General features: G+C 63.6%; 17 protein-coding genes (1 of these 17 only partly in view). 12 read left to right on the top strand and 5 right to left on the bottom strand.

Going from position 1 to position 26,054, the window contains the following annotated elements:
• Positions 1-23: 23 nt before the first annotated feature.
• The gene (locus K0B96_RS13915; RefSeq protein ID WP_255558695.1) at positions 24-455 is read left to right on the top strand and encodes an OsmC family protein; all 432 of its coding nucleotides are present in this window, start codon (positions 24-26) and stop codon (positions 453-455) included.
• A 15-nt stretch (positions 456-470) separates the two neighbouring features.
• On the opposite strand, the gene K0B96_RS13910 is transcribed toward K0B96_RS13915, so the two are convergent.
• The gene (locus K0B96_RS13910) at positions 471-956 is read right to left on the bottom strand and encodes a hypothetical protein (protein WP_220161487.1); all 486 of its coding nucleotides are present in this window, start codon (positions 954-956) and stop codon (positions 471-473) included.
• 376 nt (positions 957-1,332) lie between these two features.
• On the opposite strand from K0B96_RS13910, the gene argH reads away from it, so the two are divergent.
• From argH to K0B96_RS13865, 9 genes are all read left to right on the top strand, one after another.
• Positions 1,333-2,733 (top strand): argininosuccinate lyase, encoded by a 1,401-nt coding sequence (gene argH / locus K0B96_RS13905; RefSeq protein ID WP_220161486.1) that lies wholly within the window; start codon positions 1,333-1,335, stop codon positions 2,731-2,733.
• A 124-nt stretch (positions 2,734-2,857) separates the two neighbouring features.
• On the top strand, positions 2,858-4,741 hold the full coding sequence (gene mutL / locus K0B96_RS13900) for a DNA mismatch repair endonuclease MutL (RefSeq protein WP_220161485.1): 1,884 nt from the start codon (positions 2,858-2,860) through the stop codon (positions 4,739-4,741).
• A 54-nt stretch (positions 4,742-4,795) separates the two neighbouring features.
• Positions 4,796-7,297 (top strand): glycogen/starch/alpha-glucan phosphorylase, encoded by a 2,502-nt coding sequence (locus tag K0B96_RS13895; RefSeq protein ID WP_425602971.1) that lies wholly within the window; start codon positions 4,796-4,798, stop codon positions 7,295-7,297.
• Between the two features lie 195 nt (positions 7,298-7,492).
• Positions 7,493-8,929 (top strand): TrkH family potassium uptake protein, encoded by a 1,437-nt coding sequence (locus K0B96_RS13890; protein ID WP_220161483.1) that lies wholly within the window; start codon positions 7,493-7,495, stop codon positions 8,927-8,929.
• 6 nt (positions 8,930-8,935) lie between these two features.
• Entirely contained in the window at positions 8,936-9,616 is a 681-nt protein-coding gene (locus K0B96_RS13885; protein ID WP_220161482.1) for a potassium channel family protein, read from the top strand.
• Positions 9,617-9,849: 233 nt separating this feature from the next.
• Entirely contained in the window at positions 9,850-10,638 is a 789-nt protein-coding gene (gene panB, locus K0B96_RS13880; RefSeq protein WP_220161481.1) for a 3-methyl-2-oxobutanoate hydroxymethyltransferase, read from the top strand.
• The gene (gene panC / locus K0B96_RS13875; RefSeq protein ID WP_255558694.1) at positions 10,638-11,396 is read left to right on the top strand and encodes a pantoate--beta-alanine ligase; all 759 of its coding nucleotides are present in this window, start codon (positions 10,638-10,640) and stop codon (positions 11,394-11,396) included. The genes panB and panC overlap by 1 nt, the downstream gene beginning before the upstream one ends.
• The gene (gene coaBC / locus K0B96_RS13870; RefSeq protein WP_220161480.1) at positions 11,383-12,606 is read left to right on the top strand and encodes a bifunctional phosphopantothenoylcysteine decarboxylase/phosphopantothenate--cysteine ligase CoaBC; all 1,224 of its coding nucleotides are present in this window, start codon (positions 11,383-11,385) and stop codon (positions 12,604-12,606) included. The genes panC and coaBC overlap by 14 nt, the downstream gene beginning before the upstream one ends.
• Before the next feature lie 5 nt (positions 12,607-12,611).
• Positions 12,612-13,391, top strand: coding sequence for a type III pantothenate kinase (locus K0B96_RS13865; protein WP_220161479.1), 780 nt, complete (start codon positions 12,612-12,614; stop codon positions 13,389-13,391).
• Positions 13,392-13,399: 8 nt separating this feature from the next.
• Here the strand turns inward: K0B96_RS13865 and K0B96_RS13860 are convergent, their stop codons facing one another.
• The 4 genes from K0B96_RS13860 to K0B96_RS13845 are packed head-to-tail and all read right to left on the bottom strand — an operon-like array spanning position 13,400 to position 17,812.
• Positions 13,400-13,975 carry a YfiR family protein gene (locus K0B96_RS13860; protein WP_220161478.1) on the bottom strand — a complete coding sequence of 192 codons (576 nt, stop codon included), beginning with the start codon at positions 13,973-13,975 and terminating at the stop codon, positions 13,400-13,402.
• Positions 13,963-15,879, bottom strand: coding sequence for a TonB-dependent receptor plug domain-containing protein (locus K0B96_RS13855; RefSeq protein ID WP_220161477.1), 1,917 nt, complete (start codon positions 15,877-15,879; stop codon positions 13,963-13,965). The genes K0B96_RS13860 and K0B96_RS13855 overlap by 13 nt, the downstream gene beginning before the upstream one ends.
• A complete protein-coding gene (locus K0B96_RS13850; RefSeq protein WP_220161476.1) occupies positions 15,876-16,340 on the bottom strand; it encodes a response regulator in 465 nt (154 codons plus the stop codon). Before K0B96_RS13850 ends, K0B96_RS13855 begins: the two co-directional genes overlap by 4 nt.
• Entirely contained in the window at positions 16,337-17,812 is a 1,476-nt protein-coding gene (locus K0B96_RS13845) for a sensor histidine kinase, YfiR-like protein-associated (RefSeq protein WP_220161475.1), read from the bottom strand. The genes K0B96_RS13850 and K0B96_RS13845 overlap by 4 nt, the downstream gene beginning before the upstream one ends.
• A 158-nt stretch (positions 17,813-17,970) precedes the next feature.
• Here K0B96_RS13845 and K0B96_RS13840 point away from each other — a divergent pair, with 158 nt between their 5' ends.
• Both K0B96_RS13840 and K0B96_RS13835 read left to right on the top strand, forming a co-directional pair.
• A complete protein-coding gene (locus K0B96_RS13840; protein WP_220161474.1) occupies positions 17,971-19,581 on the top strand; it encodes a hybrid sensor histidine kinase/response regulator in 1,611 nt (536 codons plus the stop codon).
• An 861-nt stretch (positions 19,582-20,442) separates the two neighbouring features.
• Positions 20,443-26,054 carry the 5' end (the start) of a hypothetical protein gene (locus K0B96_RS13835; protein ID WP_220161473.1) on the top strand. The gene runs 51,439 nt beyond the window's last position, so 5,612 of the gene's 57,051 nt are visible here — the first part of the coding sequence; its start codon is at positions 20,443-20,445; its stop codon lies off the right edge, out of view.

Below are 26,054 nucleotides of genomic sequence, written 5' to 3'. Positions count from 1 at the left end.
CGGGAAAGGTTGCGCGGGAAACGATGACGCGCAGAGTGGCGTGCATGGTCACCATCACGGGCGAATACGAGGGGGATTTGCATTGCAACGCGCAGCACGGACCGTCGGGCAGCCGGCTCGCCACGGATGCACCGAAGGACAATCAGGGGCGCGGCGAGGCGTTTTCGCCGACGGACCTGGTGGCGACGGCGTATGGCACGTGCATCGTGACGACGATGGCGATCGCGGCGCGGGCGCGGGGCGTGGAGTTGCGCGGGGTGCGGTTTGAAGTGACGAAGGAAATGTCGACACAACCGCCGCGGCGCATCGCGCGGCTCGCGACGAAAATCTGGGTGCCGTTGGAACGGACCGAGGAACTCGGGCGCTCGCTCGAAGCGGCGGCGCATGGGTGTCCGGTGCATCGGACGCTCGACGCCGCAGTGGAGCGGCCGATCGAGTTTGTGTGGGGCGCGTGAGCGGGCCGCTGGCGATTATGGCGCCGTAGTTGGTTCGCCGACGAAGCGATACGTGGTGTTGAAGACGAGGACGATGCGGGTCGTGACATAGACGCGCACTTTGATCTGGCCGGACGTGGCATCGGTGGGCACGGCGCGGCCGGCGATGCCGCGTTTGGCACCGTCGTCGCGGTAGCCTTCGCCCTTGAATTCGATGGGTTCACCGCGGGCGAGCTGCGCGAGGGCGGCGTCGGATACGTCGATGGAGAGGCGGCCGCTCTCGCTGTAGAAGAAATACGGGCGGATTTTGGCGTGGTAGGTGGAGTCGTAGCGTTCGCCGTGGCGTTCGAAGGGCGCCATCGTCATCGCCACGCTGCCGATGTAGATGGAGGTTTTAGTCGGCGCGATTTCGACGCGATCGATGATCGCCGCGCGGGTAGCGGGCGCGAGCGTGAGCATGAGCGCCGCGGCGGCGATGAGCCACGCGGGGAAAACGGTGAGAAGGGATCGCCGCGGCGCCATGGGGCGGACTGTGCGAGGGGGCGGGAGCGGGTCAAGCGGAGGGCGGGATGAGCGGGAAGGGGAGTAAGATTACGAGCACGAGCACGATCAAGAGTGCGGCACGCCGCACGCGATGTCGGGAGGTAGATGGCATGAGGTGGGCGGGGTGCCCTGACCCCGCGATCGGGAATGCGGGGTGAGGGCACCCCGCCCACATGGGGCAGCGGGTTTGCCCGGGCACGGGCGTTTGCCCCGCGATGGCGACGGAGGTTTGGGGCAGGGCGAGCACGAGCACGAGAAAGCGAGAGGCGCGGGGTCGGGCGGGCGAGGAGGTCAAGAGCAGGGGGCATAGTTTCGCGTTGCGCGGGAGGAGGAGGGGACGTGTTGTCGAAACGCCATGGCCAAGTCTTCCCAAGCTACGTGGGGCGGTCGCTTCAGTGCGGGGCCCGCCGAGTTAATGCTGCAGTTCAGCGAGTCCGTCTCGTTTGACCGGCGGCTGGCGCCGTTCGACATCGCGGGGAGCAAGGCCCACTCGGCCATGCTCGCGCACGTCGGCTTGATCACGAAGCAGGAACGCGACGCGATTCACGCGGGGCTCGACGCCATTCTCGCGGAGATCGCGGCGGGGAAATTCACGTGGGAGACGAAGTTCGAGGACGTGCACATGAACATCGAGCAGGCGTTGACGAAACGCGTGCCGGCGGCGGCAAAGCTGCACACGGCGCGCAGCCGCAATGACCAGGTGGCGACGGATATGCGGTTGTTTTTCAAGCACGCGTGCGGCGTGCTGCAGGAGAAGATTCGCGGCGCGGAGCGGGCGCTGCTCGCGGCGGCGGAGGCGAATGCGGATGTGCTCATCCCCGGCTACACGCATCTGCAGCGGGCGCAGCCGGTGCTGCTGGCGCATCATCTTTTCGCGTGGCTGGAAATGCTGGAGCGCGACCGGCAGCGGTTGGCGGAGGTGGCGGCGCATGCGAATTGGTGTCCGCTGGGGTCGGGCGCGATCGCCGGCACGACGTTGCCCATCGATCGGGAATTCACGGCGAAAGCACTGGGTTTCGTGGATGCGAAAGGGCGGCCGCAGGTGACGCAAAACTCGATGGATACCGTGGCGGACCGCGACGTGTTCATCGAATTCGCGGCGGCGGGGGCGTTGTTCGGGGTGCACGCGTCGCGCATCGCGGAGGATCTGATTTTGTGGAGCAGCGCGGAGTTCAAATTCATCGAGCTGCCGGACGCGTTTTGCACGGGCTCGTCGTTGATGCCGCAGAAGAAAAATCCGGATTCCTGCGAATTGCTGCGGGGAAAATCGGCGCGGTTGCAGGGGAATCTGCACACGCTGCTGACGCTGGCGAAGGGCTTGCCGCTGACCTACAATCGCGATTTGCAGGAGGACAAGCCGCCGGTGTTCGACACGTTTGACCAGACGGCGATGTGTGCGGACGTGCTCGCGGGCACGCTCGGTGGCATGGAGGTGGTGCGCGCGCGGTGTGGGGCGGCGGTGGCGGATCCGGCGCTGCTGGCGACGGACCTCGCGGACTATCTGGTGATGCAGGGCGTGGCGTTTCGCGACGCGCATCACGCGGTGGGCGCGGTGGTGAAACTGGCGGAGACGAACGGCGTGGCGCTCAACGCGCTCGCGACGGCGGACGTGCAGCAGGTGCACGCGGGCTTTGGCGACGATTGGGCGCAGGTGTTTGACCTGAAGCGGGCGCTGACGAAACGCACGGGGACGGGCATGCCGGGTCCGGCGCAGGTGAAGCGGCAGTTCGCGCGGTGGCGGAAAATTTTGAAGTGAACGCGCGGCGAAGCTGAAGGATCGACGCCGGGTTGGTGCCCGAAGGGCGGCGGACGAGAAAAAGTCGGGTGTGCGTTGACCCGTCCGCGCAAAGCCGCGATGAAAGCGAGTCCTTCCTTCGACCATGGCCAAAGTCCGCATCCTCTCCGACCGCGTGGCGAATCAGATCGCCGCGGGCGAGGTGATTGAGCGGCCGGCGGCGGTGGTGAAGGAGCTGGTCGAGAACGCGCTGGACGCCGGGGCCACGCGGATCGAGGTGGAGTTTCGCCATGGCGGGCGGGCGTTGATGCGCGTGGAGGACAATGGACAGGGGATGATGCGCGACGATGCGTTGCTCGCGTTGGAGCGGCATGCGACGAGCAAGATCGCGGAGGCGGACGATCTGGATCGGTTGGCGAGTTACGGATTTCGCGGCGAGGCGCTGCCGTCGATCGCGAGCGTGTCGCGTTTCGAATTGCAGACGCGCGAGGCGAGCGCGGACGTGGGCACGGAGATCCTGGTCAACGGCGGCAAGTTTGTGCATGTGCGCGATTGCGGGCGTCCGGTGGGCACGCGGATCGAGGTGGCGCAGTTGTTCAACTCGGTGCCGGCGCGACGCAAGTTTCTCAAGACCGACCAGACGGAGGCGGCGCACATCATTCAGTGTGTGCGGCTCTACGCGCTGGCGTGTCCGGGCACGGCGTTCACGTTGATCGAGGACGGGCATGTGGTGTTTCGTTCGCCGCAGGCGGCGACGTTGCGCGAGCGGGTGGGCGAGATTTTTGGGCGGCAGACGGCGGGGGAGATTGTGTCGATCGAGGCGGCGGAGGCGGGGATGCGGTTGAGCGGATTGATCGGGCGGCCGGGCTTCGGGCGCGGCACGCGGCACGAGATGATCGTCTTCGTGAACGGTCGGCCGGTGGACAGCCGCACGCTCAACTATGCGTTGATCGAGAGTTATCACGAATCGCTGCCGAAGGGACGCTACCCGGTGGCGTTTTTGTTTTTCGAATGCGATCCGGCGGCGGTGGATGTGAACGTGCATCCGGCGAAGCGCGAGGTGCGTTTCCGCAGCGAACCGGCGGTGCGGGGGTTTGTGATTCGAGCGGTGCTGGCGCGACTGCGGGAGTTAAGTGCGGGAGTGGCGGCGGGCGGAGCGGAGGAAATCCGTGATCGGAGGGAGGGACAGGAGACGCCGCCGTTCGAAATGAGAAATCCGGTGGAGGCGGGCGGCAAAGCGCAGGCGACTGGGATGGCGCGCCCGCTGCAGCAGGATGGCAGGGTGGCGGCTGGCCGCGCGGTCCAGCTTGGGAATGCGGGGGCGAGTTATCCGGGGAACACTCTGCCCGCGGGGAGCGCGAGAGATTCTGCGAGTGCGGCTCGGCCGGGCAACGCGGGGCACCGGGAGAGCGGGACGGCGGAGGCGACGCCGGTCGCGATGGCGAAACCGGGGGCGCCGGCGTGGCGGTTTGTGGGACTGGCGCACGGGAGCTACGTGTTGTTCGAGACGGCGGCGGGGTTGGTGCTGCTCGACCGGCGGGCGGCGCACGAGCGCGTGTGGTTTGAACGGTTGCAGGACCAATTTCAGGGCGGGGCGGTGCCGAGCCAGCGGTTGCTGCTGCCGGTGCCGATCGAACTCGATCCGATCGCGGCGGCGATGCTGTTGGACCGGCTGGCGTTTCTTGCGGCGCATGGCCTCGATGTGGCGGAATTCGGGCGCAATTTTTTCCGCGTGGAAGGGGTGCCGGGGTGGATGGAGCCGGCGGATGCGGAAGGATTTTTGCGCGACGTGCTTGGAGCGATGCGCGAGGGGCGGATGCAGACGGCGAACGTTGATCTGGCGCGCGAGGAGCTGGCGCGGCTGGCGGTGGCGAAGGCGGTGCGTTTGCCGGCGGAGGCGAACGAGACGGCGGTGCAGGCGCTCGTGGCGCAACTTTTTGCGACGCGGTCGCCGCTGACGAGCCCGGCGGGGCGGCCGACGTTTATCGAGTTGAATCACAGCGAGCTGGCGCGACGGTTTCAAAAATAGGCGTGACCCGCATCGGCGGGTGGCACGACACTGGCGTTTAACCTTCTGCGCATGATGTCTCCCGATTCGCCTGCCGCTCCGATCACTTCCACGCTTGGCCGCATGTGCGCCGCCAGCACGCCGGAAGAGGCGATGAAGGAGTTGATTCTCAGTCATCTGGTTTCAACGCGCGCGCGCTCGGCGGCGACCGCGACGACTTACGACTGGTGGATCGCGACCTCGCACGCGGTGCGCGACACGATTTACGAGCGGTTCATCGCCACGAAGGCGACGCACAAGGCGAAGAATGTGCGGCGTGTGTATTATTTATCGCTCGAGTATCTGATGGGCCGGCTGTTCGAGAGCAATCTGCTGGCGGCGGGTTTGTATGAGACGGCGCGCAGCGCGCTCGGCCAGCTGGGCGTGAATTTCGACGAGGTGCGCGAAACGGAATTGGACATGGGCTTGGGCAACGGCGGCCTGGGGCGGCTCGCGGCGTGTTTCATGGATTCGTTGTCCACGATGGATTATCCGGCGCTGGGCTACGGGATTTATTACGAGTTCGGTTTGTTCAAGCAGGAGTTCGTCAACGGGAGCCAGGTGGAGCATCCGGATCGCTGGCGGATTTTCGGCGATCCGTGGGAGGTGCTGCGCGCGGAATACACGCAGCGGGTGCCACTCTACGGTCGCGTGGAAAACGTCTTCGACGACCGCGGCAACTACCGGCCGCGCTGGGTGGACACGAAGACGATTCTCGGCGTGCCGCACGATGTGCCGGTCGCGGGCTACGGCACGAATACGGTGAATCTGCTGCGGTTGTGGGCGTCGAAGGCGACGGATGATTTCGATTTGGCGGCGTTCAATTCCGGCGGCTATGTCGAGGCGGTGCGCGACAAGTCGGTGGGCGAGAGCATCTCGAAGGTGCTTTATCCGAACGACAAGACGGAGAACGGCAAGGAGCTGCGCCTGGTGCAGCAATATTTCTTCGTGGCGTGCTCGTTGCGCGACATCATCCGGCGGCACTTCCGGAAGCCGGACAACACGTGGGCGAATTTCGCGGACAAGGTGGCGGTGCAACTGAACGACACGCATCCGGCGCTCGCGATCACGGAGCTGATGCGGATCCTGATCGACGAAGAAAACATGGGGCGGGACGCGACGTGGGAGATCATCACGCGCACCTTCGCCTACACCAATCACACGTTGCTGCCGGAAGCGTTGGAAAAGTGGGGCGTGCCGCTGTTTGAGCGCGTGCTGCCGCGGCATCTCCAAATCATTTACGAGATCAACGCGCGCCTGATGCAGGCGATCGAAGCGAAGTGGCCCGGGGATAATGAAAAGAAGCGGGTGTGTTCGCTGATCGAGGAGAATGGGCAGAAGATGGTGCGCATGGCGAACCTCGCGGTGGTCGGCTCGCATGCGGTCAACGGCGTGGCGGAACTGCACACGGAGTTGTTGAAGAAGCATCTGTTTCCGGAGTTCGACGCGCTGTTTCCCGGCAAATTCCAGAACAAGACCAACGGCATCACGCCGCGCCGCTGGCTGCTGCAAAGCAATCCGCGGCTGGCCGCGTTGATCACGCGCACGCTGCATCACCATCGCTGGCCGCGCGAACTCGACGAATTGCGCGGGCTCGAGCGGATGGCGGACGATGCGGCGTTTCAGCAGGAGTTCATGGCGATCAAGCGCGCCAACAAGGTGGACCTCGCGGCGGTGGTCAAGGCGGAGTGCGGCCTGGAGGTGTCGCCCGACGCGTTGTTCGACGTGCAAATCAAGCGGCTGCACGAATACAAGCGGCAGCATCTGAACTTGCTGCACATCCTCACGCTTTACCGGCGGCTGTTGCAGAATCCGTCGCTCGACGTGGTGCCGCGTGTCTTCATTTTCGCGGCGAAGGCTGCGCCGGGCTACGACCTGGCGAAAAACATCATCCGCGCGATCAATCTGGTCGGAGCGAAAATCAACCAGGATCAACGGCTCGGCGGAAAGTTGAAGGTGGCGTTTCTGCCGAACTACCGGGTGTCGCTCGCGGAGAAAATCATTCCGGCGGCGGATTTGTCGGAGCAGATTTCGACGGCGGGCAAGGAGGCATCGGGCACGGGCAACATGAAGCTCGCGCTCAATGGCGCGTTGACAATCGGCACGCTCGATGGGGCGAACGTTGAGATCAAGGAGGAGGTGGGCGACGACAACATCTTCATCTTCGGGATGACGGTGGATGAAGTGGAGGCGTTGCGCGCGCGGGGCTACGATCCGCAGGCGGTTTACCGCGCAGACGAGGAATTGAAGGCGGTGGTGGACTGGCTCGGCTCGGACTTCTTTTCGCCGGGCGAACATGAAGCGTTTGGCGCGACGCACCACAGTCTGCTGGGCGGGGATCCGTTCATGGTGCTGGCGGACTATCGCGCGTATTGCGACTGCCAGGCGCGGGTGGATGCGGCGTATCGCGATCGCGTGCGCTGGGCGCGAATGGCGATCCTCAACACGGCGCGGGTTGGAAAGTTTTCGAGCGACCGGACGATTCGCGACTACGCGGATCAGATTTGGAATTTGCCGCGCGTCGCGGTCGAGGGGTGACGGCTCGCGCCACCGATTGAGGCGCAGATGATTTAACCGGGACGCCCGGGGCCGCGGACATTTTCGCCGTGCGGCCAGACGCCGCGCGCGAGGCTGCGCGCGTTTGATTGCGGTCGCGCAGAACGGGGGCGCGAGGCGGGCCGGCGAAAGAAATGTCTCGAAACTCTGGCGAATCTCCCCAGCCCGTTACGGTGAATGTTACGTCCGGCCGATATTGCCCGCACCCTGACGTTGCGCGATTTGCAATGGATGTCGGTGTTTCAGCCGCATCGGCGCGATCCGGATCTGCGGCCGGTGGCGCTGGGGTTTCTCGCATTGATTCTGGTGGGCGCGGGCGCGCTGCTGCTGCCTGCGGCGCATGCGGCGGGGCACCGGCTGACGGTGATCGACGCGCTGTTTGTGTCGACGTCGGCGGTGTGTGTGACGGGGCTCACGCCGATCAATATCGCGGAAACGTTGAGCGGTTTCGGGCAGGCGGTGGTGCTGACGTTGATCCAATTCGGCGGGCTGGGGATTGTGACGGCGAGTTTGATGCTCGTGATGCTGGGACGGCGACGGTTGTCACTCGCGCATGAAGGCGCGGTGGCAGCGACGATCGGGCGGTTGCAGCGGGCGCGGCCGGCGGAGTTGTTTCGGTTCAGCTGTCTGGCGGTGGTGCTCGCGGAAACCGCGGGCGCGGCGGGATTGTTCTGGCGACTGCGCGCGGTCAATCCGGGCGCGGATCAGGTGCAGTTGCTGTGGCAGGCGGTGTTTCACGCGGTGAGCGCGTTTTGTAATGCGGGGTTCTCGATTTTCCCGGAAGGGCTCGTGCGCTGGCGGGGCGATGCGATGCTGCTGAGCATCATCGACGTGCTCGTGATTCTGGGCGGCATCGGGCTGTTGTCGCTCGTCAACCTGCGCTATTTCCGATTCTGGCGGCACGATCCGCGCGAGCGCGGGCAACTGACGCTGCAGACGCGACTGGCGGCGACCGTGTCGGCGTTGCTGCTCGTGGGCGGCACGCTGGCGACGTTGTTGTTTGAGTGGCACGCGACGCTGGCGGGCGAGCCGCTGGGGCGGAGGATTTCGTGGGCGTTTTTCCATGCGACCTCGCTGCGCACGGCGGGATTCAACGTGGTGGATGTGACGTTGATGCATCCGGCGACGCTGGTGCTGGGACTGGGGCTGATGTTTGTCGGCGGTTCTCCGGGCTCGATGGCGGGAGGAATCAAAACGGTGACCTTCGCGGTGTTGTTTGCGACGGCGCGCGCGGCACTGCAGCGCAAGGAGAACGTGGAGATTTTCGGCCGGCGGATCAATGCGCGCACGAGTGCGATCGCGTTGATGATCGGTCTCGTGGCGGCGACAATTGTGGGCGCAGGCGTGATTGCGTTGATGTTCACGGAATTTCGCGCGCCGGCGTCGGCGGCGCCGGATCATTGGCTGGGCGTGATCTTTGAAGCGGTGTCGGCTTTCGGCACGGTGGGCTTGAGCGCGGGGGTGACGCCGTTGCTGACGATGGCGGGGAAGCTGGTGGTGATCGCGTTGATGTTCATCGGGCGGGTGGCGCCGATGTTGCTGGCGGTTTATCTGGCGCGGCCGGTGAAGCGGTGGCACACCCGTTACGCCGAGGAGCAGGTGGCGCTCGGCTGAGTTTTTATGGCGAAACGAATCTTCATCATCGGTGGCGGGCGGTTCGGGGTGCATCTGGCGTCGCGCCTGGCCGAGCTCGGTTGCGAAGTGGTGGTCGGGGACATCAACCCTGAGCGCGTGAAGGATCTGGCCGACGACGGTTACCATGCGCTGGAGATGGACGCGACCGACGAGGATGCGTTGCGCGAATCGGGGGCGCTGGATGCGGATGTCGTGGTCGTCGGGATCGGCGATTCCATGCAGGCGAGCATCCTGACGAGCCTGCTATTGAAGCAGCTGGGCGCGAAACGCGTGGTGGCGCGTGCGCAGGATACGAAGCACGCGCAGGTGCTCGAACGGCTCGGGGTGGAGGAGGTGCTGCTGCCGGCGCGCGAGGTGGCGTTTCATCTGGCGGAGCGGTTGCACGAGGATGCGCGCGGGGCGCGGCATTCGCTCGTGGGTGATTACGTGCTGGCGGACGTGCGGCTCGGCCCGGCCCTGGCGGGGCAGACGCTGGCGTCGGCGCAGTTGCCGCATCGTTTTGGAGTCACCGCGGTGTTGTTGAAGCGGCCGGGCCAGGACCGGATTGTGGTGGAGGAGGCGCGGGCGGGGCTGCAACTGGCGGAAGGTTGCGAACTGCTGGTGGTGGGCAAGCGCGACGAGGTGGGGCGATTCGAACGGGAGTGCGGCGAGGTGGAGAAGAAGTAGAGGAGCGGGCGCGAGACGCGATCCGGGCCTGCCTTCCGCCGCGCTCACCGGCGGGAGATTTCGTTTGCGGGAAGGGCGGAAGAGCGTGACGGTGAGGGCGTCCAGCGCGAACTCGATCGCGACCGCGACACTCGATCAGCAAACCTTCCTCCGGGCTATATCGCGATGCGAACAGCACCTCTCACCGCCGACCATCGGCGTGTATTTCCCGCTGCGAACTCTCCGCGGCGGACGTGAAATCAATCCACGATTTTTCGCGGGCGAAGCGCGCCCGGCAGCGAATCGCGCTCGTGACGGCCTATGATGTGCTCGCGGCGCGGACGGCGGCGGAGGCGGACGTCGATGCCATCTTGGTGGGCGACTCGGTCGCGATGGTGGTGCATGGGCATGCCTCGACGATTCACGCGACGGTGGAAATGATGGCCTTGCACACGGCCGCGGTGCGGCGCGGCGCGCCGGAGATGCTGGTGATCGCCGACATGCCGTTTCTCAGCGTGCGCGGCGAGCGGGGGGCGGCGGTGGAGGCGGCGGGCGTCCTGCTTCGGGCGGGCGCGAACGCGGTAAAAATCGAGGGCGTGGCGGGGCACGGAGAGATCATTGAACATCTGGTCGAGAGCGGCGTGCCGGTAATGGGGCACGTGGGGTTGACGCCCCAATCGTATCACCAACTCGGACACCGGGTGCAGGGACGCGAGGTAAAGGCGGCGGCGCGGATTCGCGCGGAGGCGGGCGCGCTGGAAGCAGCGGGCGCTTTTGGCGTGGTGTTGGAATGCGTGCCGTCGGCGCTCGCCCGGCGGATTTCGAAGGAGCGGACGATTCCGACGATCGGGATTGGCGCGGGAAAGGGCACGGACGGACAGGTGCTCGTGTGGACGGATTTGCTCGGGCTCGACGCGGCGTTTCGGCCGTCGTTTGCGCGGGCGTTTGCCGATGGTCACGCGCTGACGAAGGATGCACTCAACGCCTACGTGCGGGCGGTGCGCACGGGTGCGTTTCCGGGGGCGGAAGAAACTCCGGCCTGATGCGCACGATCACTTCCATCGCTGAATGGCGTCGCGTGCGGGCGGAGTTACCGGCGTCGCCGCGGGGCATCGGTTTCGTGCCGACGATGGGCAATCTGCACGCGGGACACCGCGCGTTGCTCGAACGGGCGCGAGTGGAAAGCGACGTAACCGTGTTGAGCATTTTCGTGAACCCCACGCAGTTTAACGATCCGCGGGATCTCGCGGTGTATCCGCGCACGCTGCCGGAGGATTTGGCGCTGGCGGCGGGGCTGGCGGACTACGTGTTCGCGCCGACGCCGGCGGAGATTTATCCGGATGAGTATCGTTTTCGCGTCACGGAGACGAAGCTGGCGCAAGAGCTGGAAGGAGCGCACCGGCCGGGGCATTTCGATGGCGTGCTGACGGTGGTGCTGCGGTTGCTGCACCTCGTGCAACCGCGGCGGGCGTATTTCGGCGAGAAGGACTGGCAGCAGTTGCAGTTGGTGAAGGACATGACGGCGGCGTTTTTTCTGCCGGTCGAGATCGTGGCGTGTGCGACGGTGCGCGAGGCCAACGGGCTGGCGCTGAGTTCGCGCAATGCGCGCCTGTCGGCCGGGGCGCGTGCGGCGGCGGGGGCGTTTTCGGAGATTTTGCGGACGTCGCCGGATGCCGCGACGGCGGCGCAGCGCCTGACGGCGGCGGGATTTGGCGTGGATTACGTGGACGACCGGGCGGGTGTCCGGCTCGGCGCAATCCGCATCGAAGGCACACGACTCATCGACAATGTCCCCCTCTAAAATCCTGTTCATTCTCTCGGGGTCGATTTCGGCCTACAAAGCATGCGAGGCGTTGTCGCGGCTCGTGCAAGCCGGGCACACGGTACGCGCGGTGGCCACGCCGTCGGCGTTGCGGTTCGTGGGCGCGGCGACGCTGGAGGGGCTGACGGGGCAGCCGGTGGCGACGGAGTTGTGGACCGCGGGGCGCGCGATGGAGCACGTGCATCTCACGCGCTGGGCGGATCTCGTGCTGGTGTGTCCGGCGACGGCGAATCAGTTGAACCGCTTGGCGGCGGGGCTGGCGGACGATTTGCCGGGGGCGTTGTTTTTGGCGAGCGAACGGACGACGCCGTGGCTGCTGGCGCCGGCGATGAATCCGGAGATGTGGCGACACCCGGCCACGCGGGCGGCGGTGGAGCGTTTACGCGAGTGGGGCGTGCGTTGCCTGCCGGTTGGGCACGGGCGGACGGCGTGCGGTGAGACGGGCGAGGGACGGCTCGCGGAGGCGGGCGACATCGTGCTGGCGGTGGAGCAGATGCTGACGCGGCCGGCGGGGCGGAGTTTGCGCGTGGTGATCACGAGCGGCGGGACGGCCGAGCCGATCGACGGCGTGCGCGTGCTGTCGAACACGAGCACGGGTTTTACGGGGGCGTTGATCGCACGGCATTTCGCGCGTTGCGGGCACGAAGTGTTGTTGTTGCGCGCGGCGACGGCGGTGGCGGTGCCCTCGGTGCAGGAGGAGATTTTCCAGACGCACGCGGACTTGGATCGGGCACTCACGGAGGTGTTGGGCGGCGAGCGGGTCGATGTGGTGATCCACGCGGCGGCGGTGAGCGATTTTGCGGTCGCGGGCGTGGAGGTGGACGGGAAGGAAGTCGCGGTGGGGCAAAAGCTGGATTCGCGAGCGTCGCCCGTTTTGCGGTTGAAGCCGCAGGCGAAGATTGTGGCGACGCTGCGGAGTCGTTCGCGCAATGCGGCGGTGAAGGTGGTGGCGTTCAAGCTCACAGATCATGCGAGCGAAGCGGCGGCGGGGCGGGCGGTGGCAGCGTTGGTGGCGGAGGCGGACGCGGACTTCGTCGTGCACAATGATCTCGCGACGCGCACCAGCGGCCAGGACGCGTTCCCGGCGGCGATCCATCGGCGGGGAGGGGAACCGGCGATCGCCTGCGCCACGCGCGGGGAACTCGCGGATCGACTGGAGCAACTGGTGGCGCAAACTCAGGTTTCCTAAAAGCCATGCTGCTCTGTCTCGACACGGGAAATTCGAACATCCACGGCGGCGTATTTGCCGGGGATGAGTTGCGCGCGCAGTTTCGGAAGTCGACGCATCCGGCGGGATCGGCGGATGAACTCGGGGTGTTTTTCAACGCGGTGTTGCGGGCCAACGGGGTGGAGCCGGCGGAAATCGATACGGTGGCGATTTGCTCGGTGGTGCCGGCGGCGTTGCATGCGTTGCGCGCGGCGGCGGTGAAGTATTTTCGGTGCGAACCGTTTGTGTTGCAGGCGGGTGTGAAGACGGGGCTGCGGGTGCGTTATCGCAATCCGCACGAAGTCGGCGCAGACCGGATTGCGAGCGCAATTGCGGCGGTGCATCTGCATCCACGGCGCAACTTGATCGTGGTGGATTTTGGCACGGCGACGACGATCGAGGCGATCACGGCGGAGGCGGATTACCTGGGCGGCGCGATTTTGCCGGGCGTGGGGATTTCGGCGGAAACGCTGGCGAATCACACGGCGAAACTGCCGCGGGTGGAGATCATGCGGCCGCCGATGGCGTTGGGGCGCACGACGGCGGAGTCGATCCAATCAGGGCTGTTTCACGGGCACGCGGGGGCGGTGGCGCGGCTGGTGCAGGAGATCAGCGGGGAGAATTTTGGCGGCGAGCGGCCGCATGTGCTGGGCACAGGCGGTTTTGCGCGGATGTTCGAAGGCGAGGGACTCTTCGACGAACTGGTGCCGGAACTGGTGTTGACGGGTTTGCGCGAGGCGGTGCGCCTCAATCGCGAGCCGGCTTGAATGCGACGTCACTTGTTGACCAGATCGGCGACGCGCAGGAGGGAGGTGCTCGCGGTGAGATTGGAGCGGCGGAGGTTGGCGAGGTCGATGCGGAGGCGCACCTGGGTGCCGCGCTTGTAGAGGAGGATCTGGCCGCCGAGGCGGAGAAAGCCGTCGGAATCGCTCACGAGCAGCACGGGTTTGTCGCGCAAGCCGGCGACCAGTTGGGCGGATTCGGTCAGCGTGGACTTCGAGAAGAAGACGAGATGGCAGTCGTTGGCATCGGCGGCGTTGCGAATCCAGCGGAGCTTGATCGGATGCGAGCCGGAGGATTCCCCGCCGGCGGCTTCGTTGAGCACGGTGGCGATCGGGTCGGTGGGAAGGAGGCCGATGTAGAGAGGGGCGTCGTCAGCGGGAAACGATTTATCCGGCCAGCGGATGAAACGGGTGAGGTTGAGAAGGAAGACGGCTTCGATATCGAGTTGGCGCGCGACGGGTTCGGCGACACCGACGGGCGCGGCAAACGTGCAGGCGACGACGAAGACGCAGAGCAGGCGGTGCAGATGGCGCTGCACGCGGGTGGAAGTGGAGTTCAGTAACGCCATGTGCTTTTCAGCGTGATGCTGCGATGAACCTGCTCGTTGAGGCTGTTCGTCGTGATGAACTCGGCATGCTGGCGGTGGAGGAGATTGCGGCCAAGAAGGGAGATTTCCCAATTGCTGGTAGGATGCCAGCCCAAGCGGAGATCGAAATCGGTGTAGCCGGGCAGGGCGGGATTGGGCAGGGCGCTGACGTAGCGGAGAAAGCCGTCGATTTCCCAGCCGGAGGACAGGGTGAGGTGGGCGTTGAGGTTGGCGACGTGCTTCGGGTCGTTGCCCTCGGAGCTGCCGTGGGAGTTGTCCTGGCTGCCGGGATCCCGCGTGAAATCCAGATCGAGGTAACGGTAGCTGGCCTTGAAGAAGAGTTGGGCGAGAGGTTGATACATCAGCGTCACCTCGCCGCCCGCGGACGTGGCGTTGAGTTTGTTCTTAAACGTGAGGGGCAGAGGCGTGGAGCCGGCGGGTTCGGTGCTGCGGATGTTGTCGTAGCGGTAGACAAAGGCGGAGACGTCGAAGGTGAACGTCGAGACGGGTTGATGCCGGAGGCCGATTTCGTAAGCGAGGGCGTCTTCGGTGCGGAAGTCGTCGTTGGCGGCGAAGACCGTCGTGCCAGGGACTTGGATGACAAGATCGTCGTCGATACGGACGGGGGTGCGGACGGAGCGCGAGAGGGCGGCCCATACGGTGGTTTGGGCGGTCGGCGTCCACGCGTAGCGGAGGGTCGGTTCGTATTCGAAGCTGGAAAACGAGTTGTGTTCGCCCTTTACGCCGAGGGTGACGGTGGCGGTCGGCGTGAGGTGAATGCCGTCTTCCAAGTAGAGGCCCGCGTTGTGAATCGTGCGTTCGGGCGGAATCAGTTGAGCGATGCCGATGTTGCCGATGTGGTCGCGTGAGAGGGAGCCATCGAAGCCGACGACGATATCCTGGCGGCCGATGGCGTTACGATATTGCACGGAAGCAGACCCGGTGGTGCGGCGCTCCTCAAACTGAGAGGGAATCAACCAGTAGGTGTGGTCGACGTAAGATTGAATCTCGAGGCTCGCATCGCTCGAAAAGTTGCGGCGCCAGCGACCGAGGAGGTTAAAGCCGTCGAGCCCGGCTTGGAGGTGGTCGAGGGGAAGATCTTGGTTGGTGTAGTAGTCGCCTTGGATCGTAAAGGTCGTGTCGCTGGCGCGGAGAGCATCCAGACGGAATCCGGTTTGAAAGAAATCGGTCGCGGGATTGGTGCGCTGGCCGGCGGCGTTGTAGGTCCAGTCAGTCTGGAAGTATTTGGCGTAAACGCGGTAGAAGGTGGTGTCGTTGACCTTGCCACCGTAGCGGAACGACACGAAGAGCGGGTCTTCGGTGCCGGTGCCCGCGCTGGCGAGCCAGCCTTGGGTGTCCCAAGCGGGCTTGGTGAGGATTTGAATGAAGCCGTTGACGGCGTAAGCGCCCCAGAGCGCGCCGACCGGCCCGCGCACGACTTCGATGCGATCAATGTCTTCGAGCAACGTGTCTTTGGACGCCCAGTCGACGCCCGAATAAAACGGCGTGAAAAGACTGCGGCCATCCATCGCGACGGAGATTTTGTTGGCGGCGAGGACGTTCATGCCGCGAATGCTGATCGCCCAACTGCGCGCACTGGATTGGCCGACGTGAACGCCGGTGCCGAGTCGCAGCGCGTCGGGTAGATTCATGGCACCTGAGCGGCGAATATCTTCGCTCGTGATGACGTCGATGCCGCTCGGTGCGGTCCACCAGCGTTCGTCTTTGCGGGAGACGGTCGAGACCTCGAGGTTCATCAGTCCTTCGAGGGAAAGTTGCTTCAGGCTCGAGAGATCGGTTGAAGGCGCGGTGGCATCTTCGGCGAGCACGCCCGCGGGAAGGGCGGCCAAGCAGACAGCGAGGCGCAAGAAAGGGAGGCGTTTCACGACAAGACGGGCGCGGGCGCCGTGGAGGAAGGCGGGAGTTCGTTGTGCACGGTCCAAAAAACGCCGACTTGCTTCAACGCGTCCATGAACGCCGGAAAGTCGACGGGCTTTACGACGTAGGCGTTGATGCCCAAGCGGTAACTGCGGGCGAGATCGCTCTCTTCACGGGACGAAGTGAGCATGACGACCGGAATCGTGCGCAGGGAATCGTCGCCCTTGATCTGACGGAGGACTTCCAAGCCGTCGACGCGAGGCATCTTGATGTCGAGGAGGACCAAGGCGGGATCGCCGTCGGTGCGCGCAGCGAAGGCGCCGCGGCGGTAAAGGTAGTCGAGGGCTTCCGCGCCATCGCGCACGACGACGATGGTATTGGCGAGATTGTGGTCACTCAGCGCAGTCACCGTCATCTCGACGTCGAGCGGGCTGTCTTCGGCGAGGAGAATGTTTTTGGGTTTGCTCATGAAAGTGGGGCGGTGGAGGGAATGTTTGTGGGAAGAGCGACGTAGAAAACGGCCCCCACGCCCGGCTGGCCTTCGGCCCAAACGCGGCCGCCGTGGCGTTGGACGATGCGGCGGACGGTGGCGAGGCCGACGCCGGTGCCTTCAAATTCGGTGTCGTGATGCAGGCGTTGGAAGACGCCAAAGAGCTTGTCGACATACTGCATGTCGAAGCCGGCGCCGTTATCGCGCACGAAGACGACCGCTTCGCCGTTCGGAGGGGTGACCGTCCCGATTTCGATGCGGGCGATGGGCTGGCGGCGGGTGTATTTGACGGCGTTGCCGAGGAGATTCGTAAATACCTGGCGGAGCAGCGAGGTGTCGCCGCGGACGGTGGGGAGCGGCGCGACATTCCACTCCACGTGCCGATCCTCGAGTTCGCCTTGGAAGCCGACTTTTATCTGTTCGATCAGGTCGGCGAGATCAACGGGTTCGTGCTGAAGTTCGGCGCGGCCGTGCTTGGAAAACGCGAGGAGGTCATCAATCAACTGGGCCATGCGCGCGGTGGACTGTTGAATGACCGTGATAAACCGGCGGCCTTTCTCGTCGAGGACGGGCTCGGTGTGTTGCCGCAGCATCGTGGCAAAGCCGCCGATGTGGCGCAGTGGCGCCCGCAAATCGTGGGAAACGGAGTAGGAAAACGCTTCGAGCTCGTGGTTGGCCTCCTCGAGGGCAGCGGTGCGGTCGCGCACGCGAAGTTCCAAGTCGTGGTTGGCGTTGGCGAGACGGCCGACCATGGCGTTGAAGGCATCGGTGAGGACGCCGATCTCGTCGTTGCCCAGCTTCGTGGCCCGGCCGGCATAATCCTGACTTTCGGCCATGGCACGGGCCGTGCCGGCCAAGGCCAGAATGGGACCGGAGATTTGGCGTTGCAGGGAGCGTGATAACACAAAGACGAGCGCGCCGGCGGCCGCGATCACGACGATAAGGAAGCCGCCGAAAAGCCGGAGGCGTTCAAAAAGGGCGTTGCCGCTCGTGCGAAGGTAGAGCGTGCCGAGCGGCTTTCCGTCACGGGTGACAGTGTGGAAGGCGGCAAGTCCGTTGTGCTCGAAATTGTGGCCGGAGGGCCCGGGATGAAGGGGATAGTCGGAAGCGGATAAGTCGGCCGGAAAAAGGGCGAAAACCGTGCCGTCGGCCCGATAAAGCACCGCCGCAACGATTTGGCGGTCGGCGGCCAAGGCGGAAAGGATTTGTTGCGCGTCGTCGGGCGCATCGAAGGCGAGCGCGGCGGTGCTGTTGCTGGCGATGATTTCGCCGAGCGTGTCGAGCTGTTGGACAGAGGTTCGCCGAAACGTCACTAATTCATAGCCCAAGTAGGAGGCGCAGGTCAGGAGCACGACCGCCCCGCTGGTGAGCAGGAGCATGGTCATGAGTTTCCGCCGGATGGGGATATCCTGAAAACGCATGTAGCTGGAAACGCGGGCGTGGACCGACACCGCAGCCGAGGTAATTGCCGTGGAAGCGGTCCCGTGCCAAGTGCGGCCCGGGGCACAATCCCCGACTTTGGCATCGGGTAAAACCCTATCCAAATACCGAGTAATATTTTGAGCGGCTGGAAATCTTTTGAGGTGCAGACACGGGAAACGCTGCTACCTTGGCCGCACGTCGGACGCTTCCTTTTGGCAAGATGCTCTTAGACGAGATTTTCCCCATGAGATTGCTTTATTTAGAGGACGATGCCTGCGACGCGGAATTGACGCAGGAACAATTACGAACCGAATGGCCCGAATGTGCGGTGCAGGTGGTGGATACGCGCGACGCCTTTGAAACAGAGCTTGAGGCAGGCGGCTATGACGCCGTTTTGTCGGACTTCAATCTGGTGCAGTTCAACGGGTTGGAGGCGTTGGAGATGGCGCATAATTTGTGCCCCGACATGCCGTTTCTCTTCTTTTCGGGCACCATCGGCGAAGATCGGGCAGTGGAGGCGATGCGCAACGGGGCCACGGACTACGTGCTGAAAGATCGGCCTAAGCGGTTGATCGTCGCGCTCCGGCGGGCGCTCGAGAACGCCAAGCAGGTGCGGGAACGGCGAGCGGCGGAAGAGCAATTGTTACGGGTGCAGCGGTTGGAAAATATCGGGATGCTGGCGGCGGGTATTGCGCACGACTTTAACAACGTCCTGGCACCCATCCTGATCGCGGTGCCGCTGCTGCGCGGAAAAGTGCACGATGCCACGCAGGAAATGATCTTGGCGAATGTCGAACGCAGCGTGGAGCGTGGCGCTGGATTGGTGCGCCAAATCATCGGTTTTGCTCAAGGGGTGACCGGAGAGCCGCACTTGGTGCAGCCGCGACACCTCTTACGCGATCTGCTGGCCGTGATGCGCCAGACTTTCCCGAGTGCCATCCGGATCGAAGACCAGACGGATAACGATCTTTGGCCGCTGAAGATTAATCCCACTCAGCTTCATCAAGTGCTGCTTAATTTGTGCGTGAACGCGCGCGATGCGATGCCCGCTGGCGGGACGCTCGTTGTGCGCGCCCAGAATAAGCGTCTGGATGAGATGAGCGCGGCCGCGATTCGCGGAACCCGCATGGGCGCGTATCTGGTGTTTGAGGTGGTTGACAGTGGCACCGGCATCCCACCGGAACTGGTCGGCCGGATATGGGAACCGTTTTTTACCACGAAGCCCGAAGGGCGCGGCACCGGCTTGGGCCTGCCAACCGTGCGAGGGATTGTGGAGAGCTACGGCGGCATCGTCACGGTGGAGAGCCAGCCGGGTCGCGGCACGACGTTTCGCGTATATTTCCCGGCTTTGCCTGGCAGCGAACTGACAGAGCAAAGCGATACGTCGGTCGCCGCGCCGCGCGGGCAGAACGAGCTTATCATCGTGGTGGACGACGACGATAACGTGCGCGATGTGACGGCGGCGATGCTCACGCGGCATGGCTACCGGGTCTTGGCCGCGGCCAACGGCACGGAGGCCGTGGCGTTGTTCGCTCCGCGCAGCTTGGAGGTTAAACTGGTGGTGACCGATTTGGGTATGCCCCAGCTCGACGGGTGCGCCTTGGCTCAAATCGTGCAACGGTTGAGTCCGGCCACGAAAATTTTGGCAATCAGCGGCCTGCCGGACGCCGGCTCGCGTTTGGGGAATTTCCATTTCGACGGGCCGTTTCTTCCGAAGCCTTTTACCGCTGAAGCGCTGTTAACGGCGATCAGTGAGACATTGGCCGGCGGCGCGTCGGCAAACTTGGTTGGGAAATAAGACAGATCCGAAAAATGCTCCAGACCGCGAAGTGCGGCGCTGACGCCGTGGTTCGGTAGGACGAGGCGCAGAGACGGAATCGCGTTTCGAGTTGCCCGCCCCACGCGATCTTTCCCGGCGAGGGAGTGGGCGCTGCAGCGGAATGCCAATTCCACGCCCCAAAGTCAGGGTTTGCCGAAACGGCCTGTCGGGGTTTAGGCGTAGGCGGATAGAAGACTAAATCCTGTCATGGCTGTCGGATTTATGTCTCTAATGGTGTAAAAAGGGGATTGCGACGCGCAGCCGAATCTTCAGGGTCGGCCCTCGTCCTTGCCCACTCGCCGTTCAAACTTCGAACGTCAGCCCGCCGCTTCCGCGTTCCTCATCGAGGCGCTTGAGGCCAGGGTTTTGCTATCTGCGACCCCGATGGCTAACGTGCAACGCGTGCTCACCCCGCTCAATAGGGCGATTGAATTGGCGCCAGCGCTGACCAGTCATGCGGCGCAATCGAGCCAAGGCTCTGACCTTTTTGACGGCGTTGCACTAGCGGCTTTGCCATCGGCGCCTGTCACTGAAGGTCACGCAGCGGACGCACCGGCTGCGGTGGAAGTCGGTCGCGGACGAGCTCACACGACGGTGACGGTAAAACCAACGCAACGGCCGATTCCTGTGAGTGCGCCCACGGTCGCCGTGTCGGAGAAAGCATCGCCTGCGCCGGAAAACGTCGTTTCTCCAGCGTCTCTTTTAGTCTCTAGTCTCCATAGCAGCCAAGGGCCGCCCGCAAATAGCGATATCTTAGAGTCAGCGCAGGTGCAGCGGAATCCGGCCGCTCCCGCTGCAGGTTCGGTGATTGAAGCGAATGGTTCGACCGGAGAAGTCGCCTTGAGCAGCTTAGCGCTCGGCGCAGACGATACCGTAAGCATCGGCATCACAGATGCGACGCACTATGGGAAGATTTCCGTCAGCAACGTGGCGACCTTGAACGGGAAACTGGAGGTCACTGTTGACGCGGCCTATGTGCCGCAGGCCGGCGATACGTTCGACATTCTGTCCGCAACTGGCGTCACCGGCAAATTTGCGGATGCCGACGGCCTCGCGGGATTCTCGGATGGCTCGCACTATTTCCAAGTCGTCCAGAGCGGCACCGGGGTGAAGCTCGTGGTGCGCGATATTTCTGACGGCGCGGTGGCCGCGTTTCTGTCGGGACCGGCGAACCGGAATACGTTCAGCAAGCTGCTCAACGCCGATTACTTTGTGCCGACCAGCATTACCGTGAGCGGCGAAATGCAGGTTTCGCAGTTCGCCTACCTGTCGGGCACGTTTACTCTGACCTACACTCAGTTCCTCTCCGTTAACGTTGATGGCTCGCCCAAACAGGTGGAGGCCATCACGGTTTCGGCGGCGAATGTAAATCTGTTCGTCGGCACCGGCGGGCCATATTGGCAGGACTCTAACCACGATGGTGTGATCGATGGCGCCGACACTCCGGACAAAGGCGCGGTGGGCTTGGCGTTGTCCGGCGTGAACGTCGCCTTTGCGTGGTTTACGCCCACGGACCAGGCTGACACTTCGACCTACGTTGCCCTCAAGGCCCACGCGGGCACGGCGGCGTTGGTCGGTTTCTCTGATGTCGAACTGAGCACGACCGGCGTCGATCTCGCTATTAATACCGCTCATTCCGCCGCTGCAACCGAAGCGACTCCGGCCCCCGTAATCGACTTCACCCAAATGGCTGGGGGCGGCTTGGCAGTCGCGGTGGGCGGCGAAACGGTGACGCTCGACTTTTCCGAACGCACGACGAGCGCGAGCATTACCGGGGGAACACTCCGCATTGCCGACTTCGTCTACCTGAGTGGTTCCTTCGCTTTCACCCAAGGCGTGACGACGACTGTAACCCTGACCGATGGATCGACCAAAAACGTCGAAACGCTGCAAGTCGGCGGCGCGAATGTTCATGTGTTTGCCGGCGTCGGCGGCCCCTACTGGTCCGACTCAGATGCCAATGGCGTCATCGACGGCAATGATACGCCGCTCGCGGGTCCGGCGGTCGGCTTGGCGTTGGGCGATGTTTCTTTCGCGGTTCTGGCGATGCGGCCCGTCGACACCGCCGACACCGCACGCTACCTCGCCCTCAAGGTCTCCGCTGCATCAGCGGCGTTAGTGGGCGTCGAGTCGATGGTGACTGTGACGCTGCGAGGCGTGACCGTGCAGGCCAATCGCGCCGCCGACCCGTCGACCACAGATTCCGTGGCCGCGGTGAATCTCTCTCTATATAATAGTAACGCGGGCTTCGCCGTTGCGACGGGGGCGGGCACCATCGCACTTGATTATGCAGAGGCTCTTTTGCAGGTGAGCGTCGCCGATGCGCTCATCCAAGTCTCCAGCTTCATCTACGTGCGCGGCGCGATCGCGTTCACGAAAGGTCAATCCGTTACGGAAACACTGGCCGGGGGCGGCACGCGCGACCTCGATGTTCTGACGATCGGCGCAGCGAACGTCTACGTGTTCGCCGGCTTGGGCGGGCCGTATTGGGTCGATAGCAACAACGATGGCGTGGTTGATACGCACGACACGCCGGCAGCGGACGGGGCCATCGGCATCGCCATCGGCAACCTCAGCGTCGGATTGGCGCTCTTGCGCGAATCCGGCGCGGTGGCCGATCCGGTCAAATACTTTGCCATGAAGCTCACCGCCGGGAGCGCCAGCCTCGTGGGGTTGGACGATATACTCAAAATTTCCGCGACCGATATTTCGGTGGGCGTAAACAAGGCCAGCAACGCGTCCGGCGCGGTCACCGCGGGCGACTTCACGGCGATGGGGCTCGCGGACGGCGCATTGACGGTGGAGACGGGCGCCGCACCTATCGCCATCGATTTCGATCACGGGTTTGCGAGCGTGACGATTGGTGATGCCTTGATCCAAGTTGCGGGCTTCGTGTATCTCCGCGGCGGCTTCGCCTTCGAAAGCGGCGTCCCTGTGGTCGAGTCGTTGTCCGACGGCGGCTCGCGCGATCTTGATGTGGTGACAATTGGCGGCTCGCATTTGCATCTCTTTGCCGGCACCGGTGGTCCATATTGGACCGACAGCGCCGGCGGCCATACGACGAGCGGCGCGGCGGGTCTGGCGATCGGCGATGTTACGTTCGGCCTGGCACTGCTGAAGCAAACGGGCGTCGCCCAACCGGTCACCTATGTGGCACTCAAAATCTCGGCGGCCGCGGCGGCGTTTATCGGTTTCGAAGACGTGCTCACGCTGACAGCGTCGAACATCACGGTGGAAGTAAACGTGGCTAAAGATCCGGCCGGCCTCGTAACCGCGGGTGATTTCAGCCAGATGACCGGCGGTGGTTTGTCGGTGCCGACGGGTGGATCGCCGGTGCTCATCGATTTTAGTGATCGCCTGGTCCGCGTCGTGGTGGGACAAGCGGAAATTGCGGTGGCGAACTTCGTGTTCTTAAGCGGTAGCATTGCGATCGAAAGCAAGCCGCAGGCGGTCACCCTCGCGGACGGCACGACAGTCAGCACCACGGTGCTGACGATCGGCGGGCACGGCATCACCACGTTTGTGGGAGTGAACGGTCCGGCCAGCAACGCAGGAGCGGTCGGCTTCAGTCTCAACGACCTCACCTTCGGCTTGGCTCTGTTCACGCCAGATGCTTCTGAAACCGGAGGCGCGGGCCTGGCGTGGACCAGTCTGACGGCGACGGCCGCGAGCATTGGTCTGGTCGGCATTCCGGATTTCGCGATCACCGCGTCGAACATCGCACTCTCCGTCAATCGCGTGTCAGGCGTATCCCCCAGCGACGACGCCGATTCGAAGGTGATTGATTACCACACCGACGCGTTAAGCGTGCTGACGGGCGACGGCACAACGATCGACCTGACGATGGCGGGCAATGTTGGCCAACTATTGGAACTCAGCGGCGACATTCTCCTGCGCGTGAGCGACTTCTTCGAGGTCAGCGGGTCGCTCGCGATCCGCGAGGCCGCGACCACAGTCAAACTGGCGGACGACACCGAAGTCGATGTGCGAGCCATGACGATTGGCGGCAGCGGACTCTCGGCGTTCGCCGGTATCAATGGCGGAACGCCGGGTAAGCTCGGACTCAGTTTAACCGGCGTCGACTTTGCGTTGGGCATCTTCACCGAGAAGGTCGCCAACGCCACGGACACTGCCTCGCGTTGGCTCGCGCTTCATGCGACCGCGGATTCGGTCGGCTTCGTCGGTGTCGCTGGTCTCACGCTTTCAGCTGATTCCATCGAAGTCGAAATCAACACCCAGCTCGGCCTTCTCGACGACGCCTCCGCCAACGTAATCGATTTTAGCACCGATCCTATCGAGGTAAAAACCGGGTCGACCACGACGATGGCGCTTGAGTTCGCCGGCGCCGATGGCGACCTCCTCCGAGCGACAGGAAATCTTAAAATCGACCTCTTCGGATTCGCGTCGCTGAACGGCGAGATGGCGATCGAGAAGAAAGCCACAACGGTGACGCTCGCGGACGCGGACAAGACCTCCGTCGCGGTTGATATGCTAACGATCGGTGGCCATGGTTTGAACGCGTTTGTCGGCATCAACGGCGGCACACCGGATGCGATTGGTTTTGAGGTCACGGATCTCAATTTCGGGCTCGGACTCTTCACTCCGACGGGGGCGGCGACATCAGGAGATCATCGGACGTGGACAACTTTGGGGGCCACCGCGGCCAGCATCACTGCCACAGGCTTTGAGAATTTCGGCGTCACAGTGGCAGTTACCGAGCTGGAATTGGAAATCAACCGAGCGTCCGGAACGGATGCTTCGGCCGTCGCGAACACCACGGTGCTGGATTTTTCGGCCACGCCGCTAGACGTGCTGACAGGTGTTGGCTCGACCTTCGCGATCTCGACTGATGGATCGCGGGGGCAACTCACCCGCGCGTCCGCCGACGTGCAACTCGAGCTGTTCGACTTTCTCTATTTCCGCGGCAGGATCGGCTTTGAGCAAACGACGCCCGCCGATGAGCTGACGCTTTCGGATGGCACGACTGCCACCACCGAAAGCGTTCTCGCGATCACGGGCAGCAACGTCTCGGCGTTTGTCGGTTATGCAACGGGTGGCGTTGATGCCGACCAATCATTTAGCGACCAACGTTCGAATCTATATGGTTTTGGAGTCGAAGGGGTGGACTTCGCGCTTTTGGAAGTAAAGGCCGGCGGGAAAAACTATACAGCACTCAAAGCGAGCGCCGCCAGCGTGGCGGTTTACGGTTTTGACCCATCCGACTTCGATCTGTCTTTCGAGAATGTCACCGTGGAAGTGAATCAAGGCGGCGTGAAAGGTGCGCCGACCATCGATTTTGCGACAACCTTCGCGGCTGATGGCGGCTTGTCAGTCCGCACAGGCGGCAACGATGCAATATTTGATTACACCGGGGGAGAGCGGCTTGGACTCTTTGCGGAGACCGCCACGTTGAGCATTTCGAGCTTCGTCTACGTCCGAGGCAGCATTGGCATCGAAAAGGCGACATATGAAGCCGGCACACTTGATAATGGGAATCCGATCGCCGGCGCGGGGCAAGGATTCGCCATCGGGGGAAGTGGCGTTGATCTCTTTGTCGGTTATGCGAGCGGTGGCGTGGATCGCGATCAGTCTTTCGCCGATCAAGCGGCCAATCTCTACGGATTTGGCGTCGAAAATGTGGACTTCGGCATGGTGAAGGTGACGGCGGGCGGCCAGACCTATACGGCAGTCTCGGCGCACGCGGATACGGTCAAACTTTACGGTATCGACCCGGAAATATTTCAATTGTCGGCCAGTGACGTCAATATTGAGGTCAACAACAGCTCAGTGCCGGGCAAGGCCCTCGACTTTATAAAGAGCTTCGGGGCCGATGGGCTGACGGTGCGCACGGGCGGCACACCTGTTTCGTTGACTTATGATAATACTGAGCGGTTGGGCGTGTTCGCAGGATCTGCGCTCCTGTCGATCTATCGATTCGTCTATTTCAGCGGAAGCCTTGGTTTTGAGAAGTTCACCGTCGCCGCGAACACGCTCGACAACGGCCTGCCGATTACCTCGGCTGGTCAGGGCTTCACGATCGGCGGAAGCAATATCAGTGCCTTTGTCGGCTATGCCAGCCAACCGATCAATCCTGCGCTGTCGTTCGCGGATCAAGCCGATCACCTTTACGGCTTCGGTGTCGAGGGTGTCGACTTTGCGGTGGTGCAAATTCAAGCTGCCGGAGCCACCTATACGGCGGTCCGGGCGCATGCCGACACGGTCGCGTTGTATGGGATCGATGCCGAATATTTTCAGCTCTCAGCCACCGACGTTAATATCGAGGTCAATCGCAGCACCGTGCCGACCAAGGCCCTCGATTTCAAAACGAGCTTCGGCACGGATGGACTGACGGTCCGCACCGGCGGGGACGATGTGATCATCGACTATGATGCGGGCGAACGGCTCGGCGTCTTCGTAGGGGAGGCGCTGCTGACGGTCTACCGGTTTGTCTA

Origin of the sequence: Horticoccus luteus (assembly GCF_019464535.1) — a bacterium.
Classification (GTDB): domain Bacteria; phylum Verrucomicrobiota; class Verrucomicrobiia; order Opitutales; family Opitutaceae; genus Horticoccus; species Horticoccus luteus.
The sequence above is the reverse complement of the archived record's forward strand: the minus strand, read 5'-3'. Positions and strand labels throughout refer to the sequence as shown.

Coding starts and splice junctions, on each gene's coding strand:
- K0B96_RS13860 (WP_220161478.1), bottom strand. CDS start 13,975: ATGGCGTTACTGAACTCCACTTCCACCCGCGTGCAGCGCCATCTGCAC.
- mutL (WP_220161485.1), top strand. CDS start 2,858: ATGGCCAAAGTCCGCATCCTCTCCGACCGCGTGGCGAATCAGATCGCC.
- K0B96_RS13850 (WP_220161476.1), bottom strand. CDS start 16,340: ATGAGCAAACCCAAAAACATTCTCCTCGCCGAAGACAGCCCGCTCGAC.
- K0B96_RS13915 (WP_255558695.1), top strand. CDS start 24: ATGACGCGCAGAGTGGCGTGCATGGTCACCATCACGGGCGAATACGAG.
- K0B96_RS13865 (WP_220161479.1), top strand. CDS start 12,612: ATGCTGCTCTGTCTCGACACGGGAAATTCGAACATCCACGGCGGCGTA.
- coaBC (WP_220161480.1), top strand. CDS start 11,383: ATGTCCCCCTCTAAAATCCTGTTCATTCTCTCGGGGTCGATTTCGGCC.
- K0B96_RS13885 (WP_220161482.1), top strand. CDS start 8,936: ATGGCGAAACGAATCTTCATCATCGGTGGCGGGCGGTTCGGGGTGCAT.
- panC (WP_255558694.1), top strand. CDS start 10,638: ATGCGCACGATCACTTCCATCGCTGAATGGCGTCGCGTGCGGGCGGAG.
- K0B96_RS13910 (WP_220161487.1), bottom strand. CDS start 956: ATGGCGCCGCGGCGATCCCTTCTCACCGTTTTCCCCGCGTGGCTCATC.
- K0B96_RS13890 (WP_220161483.1), top strand. CDS start 7,493: ATGTTACGTCCGGCCGATATTGCCCGCACCCTGACGTTGCGCGATTTG.
- K0B96_RS13895 (WP_425602971.1), top strand. CDS start 4,796: ATGTCTCCCGATTCGCCTGCCGCTCCGATCACTTCCACGCTTGGCCGC.
- argH (WP_220161486.1), top strand. CDS start 1,333: ATGGCCAAGTCTTCCCAAGCTACGTGGGGCGGTCGCTTCAGTGCGGGG.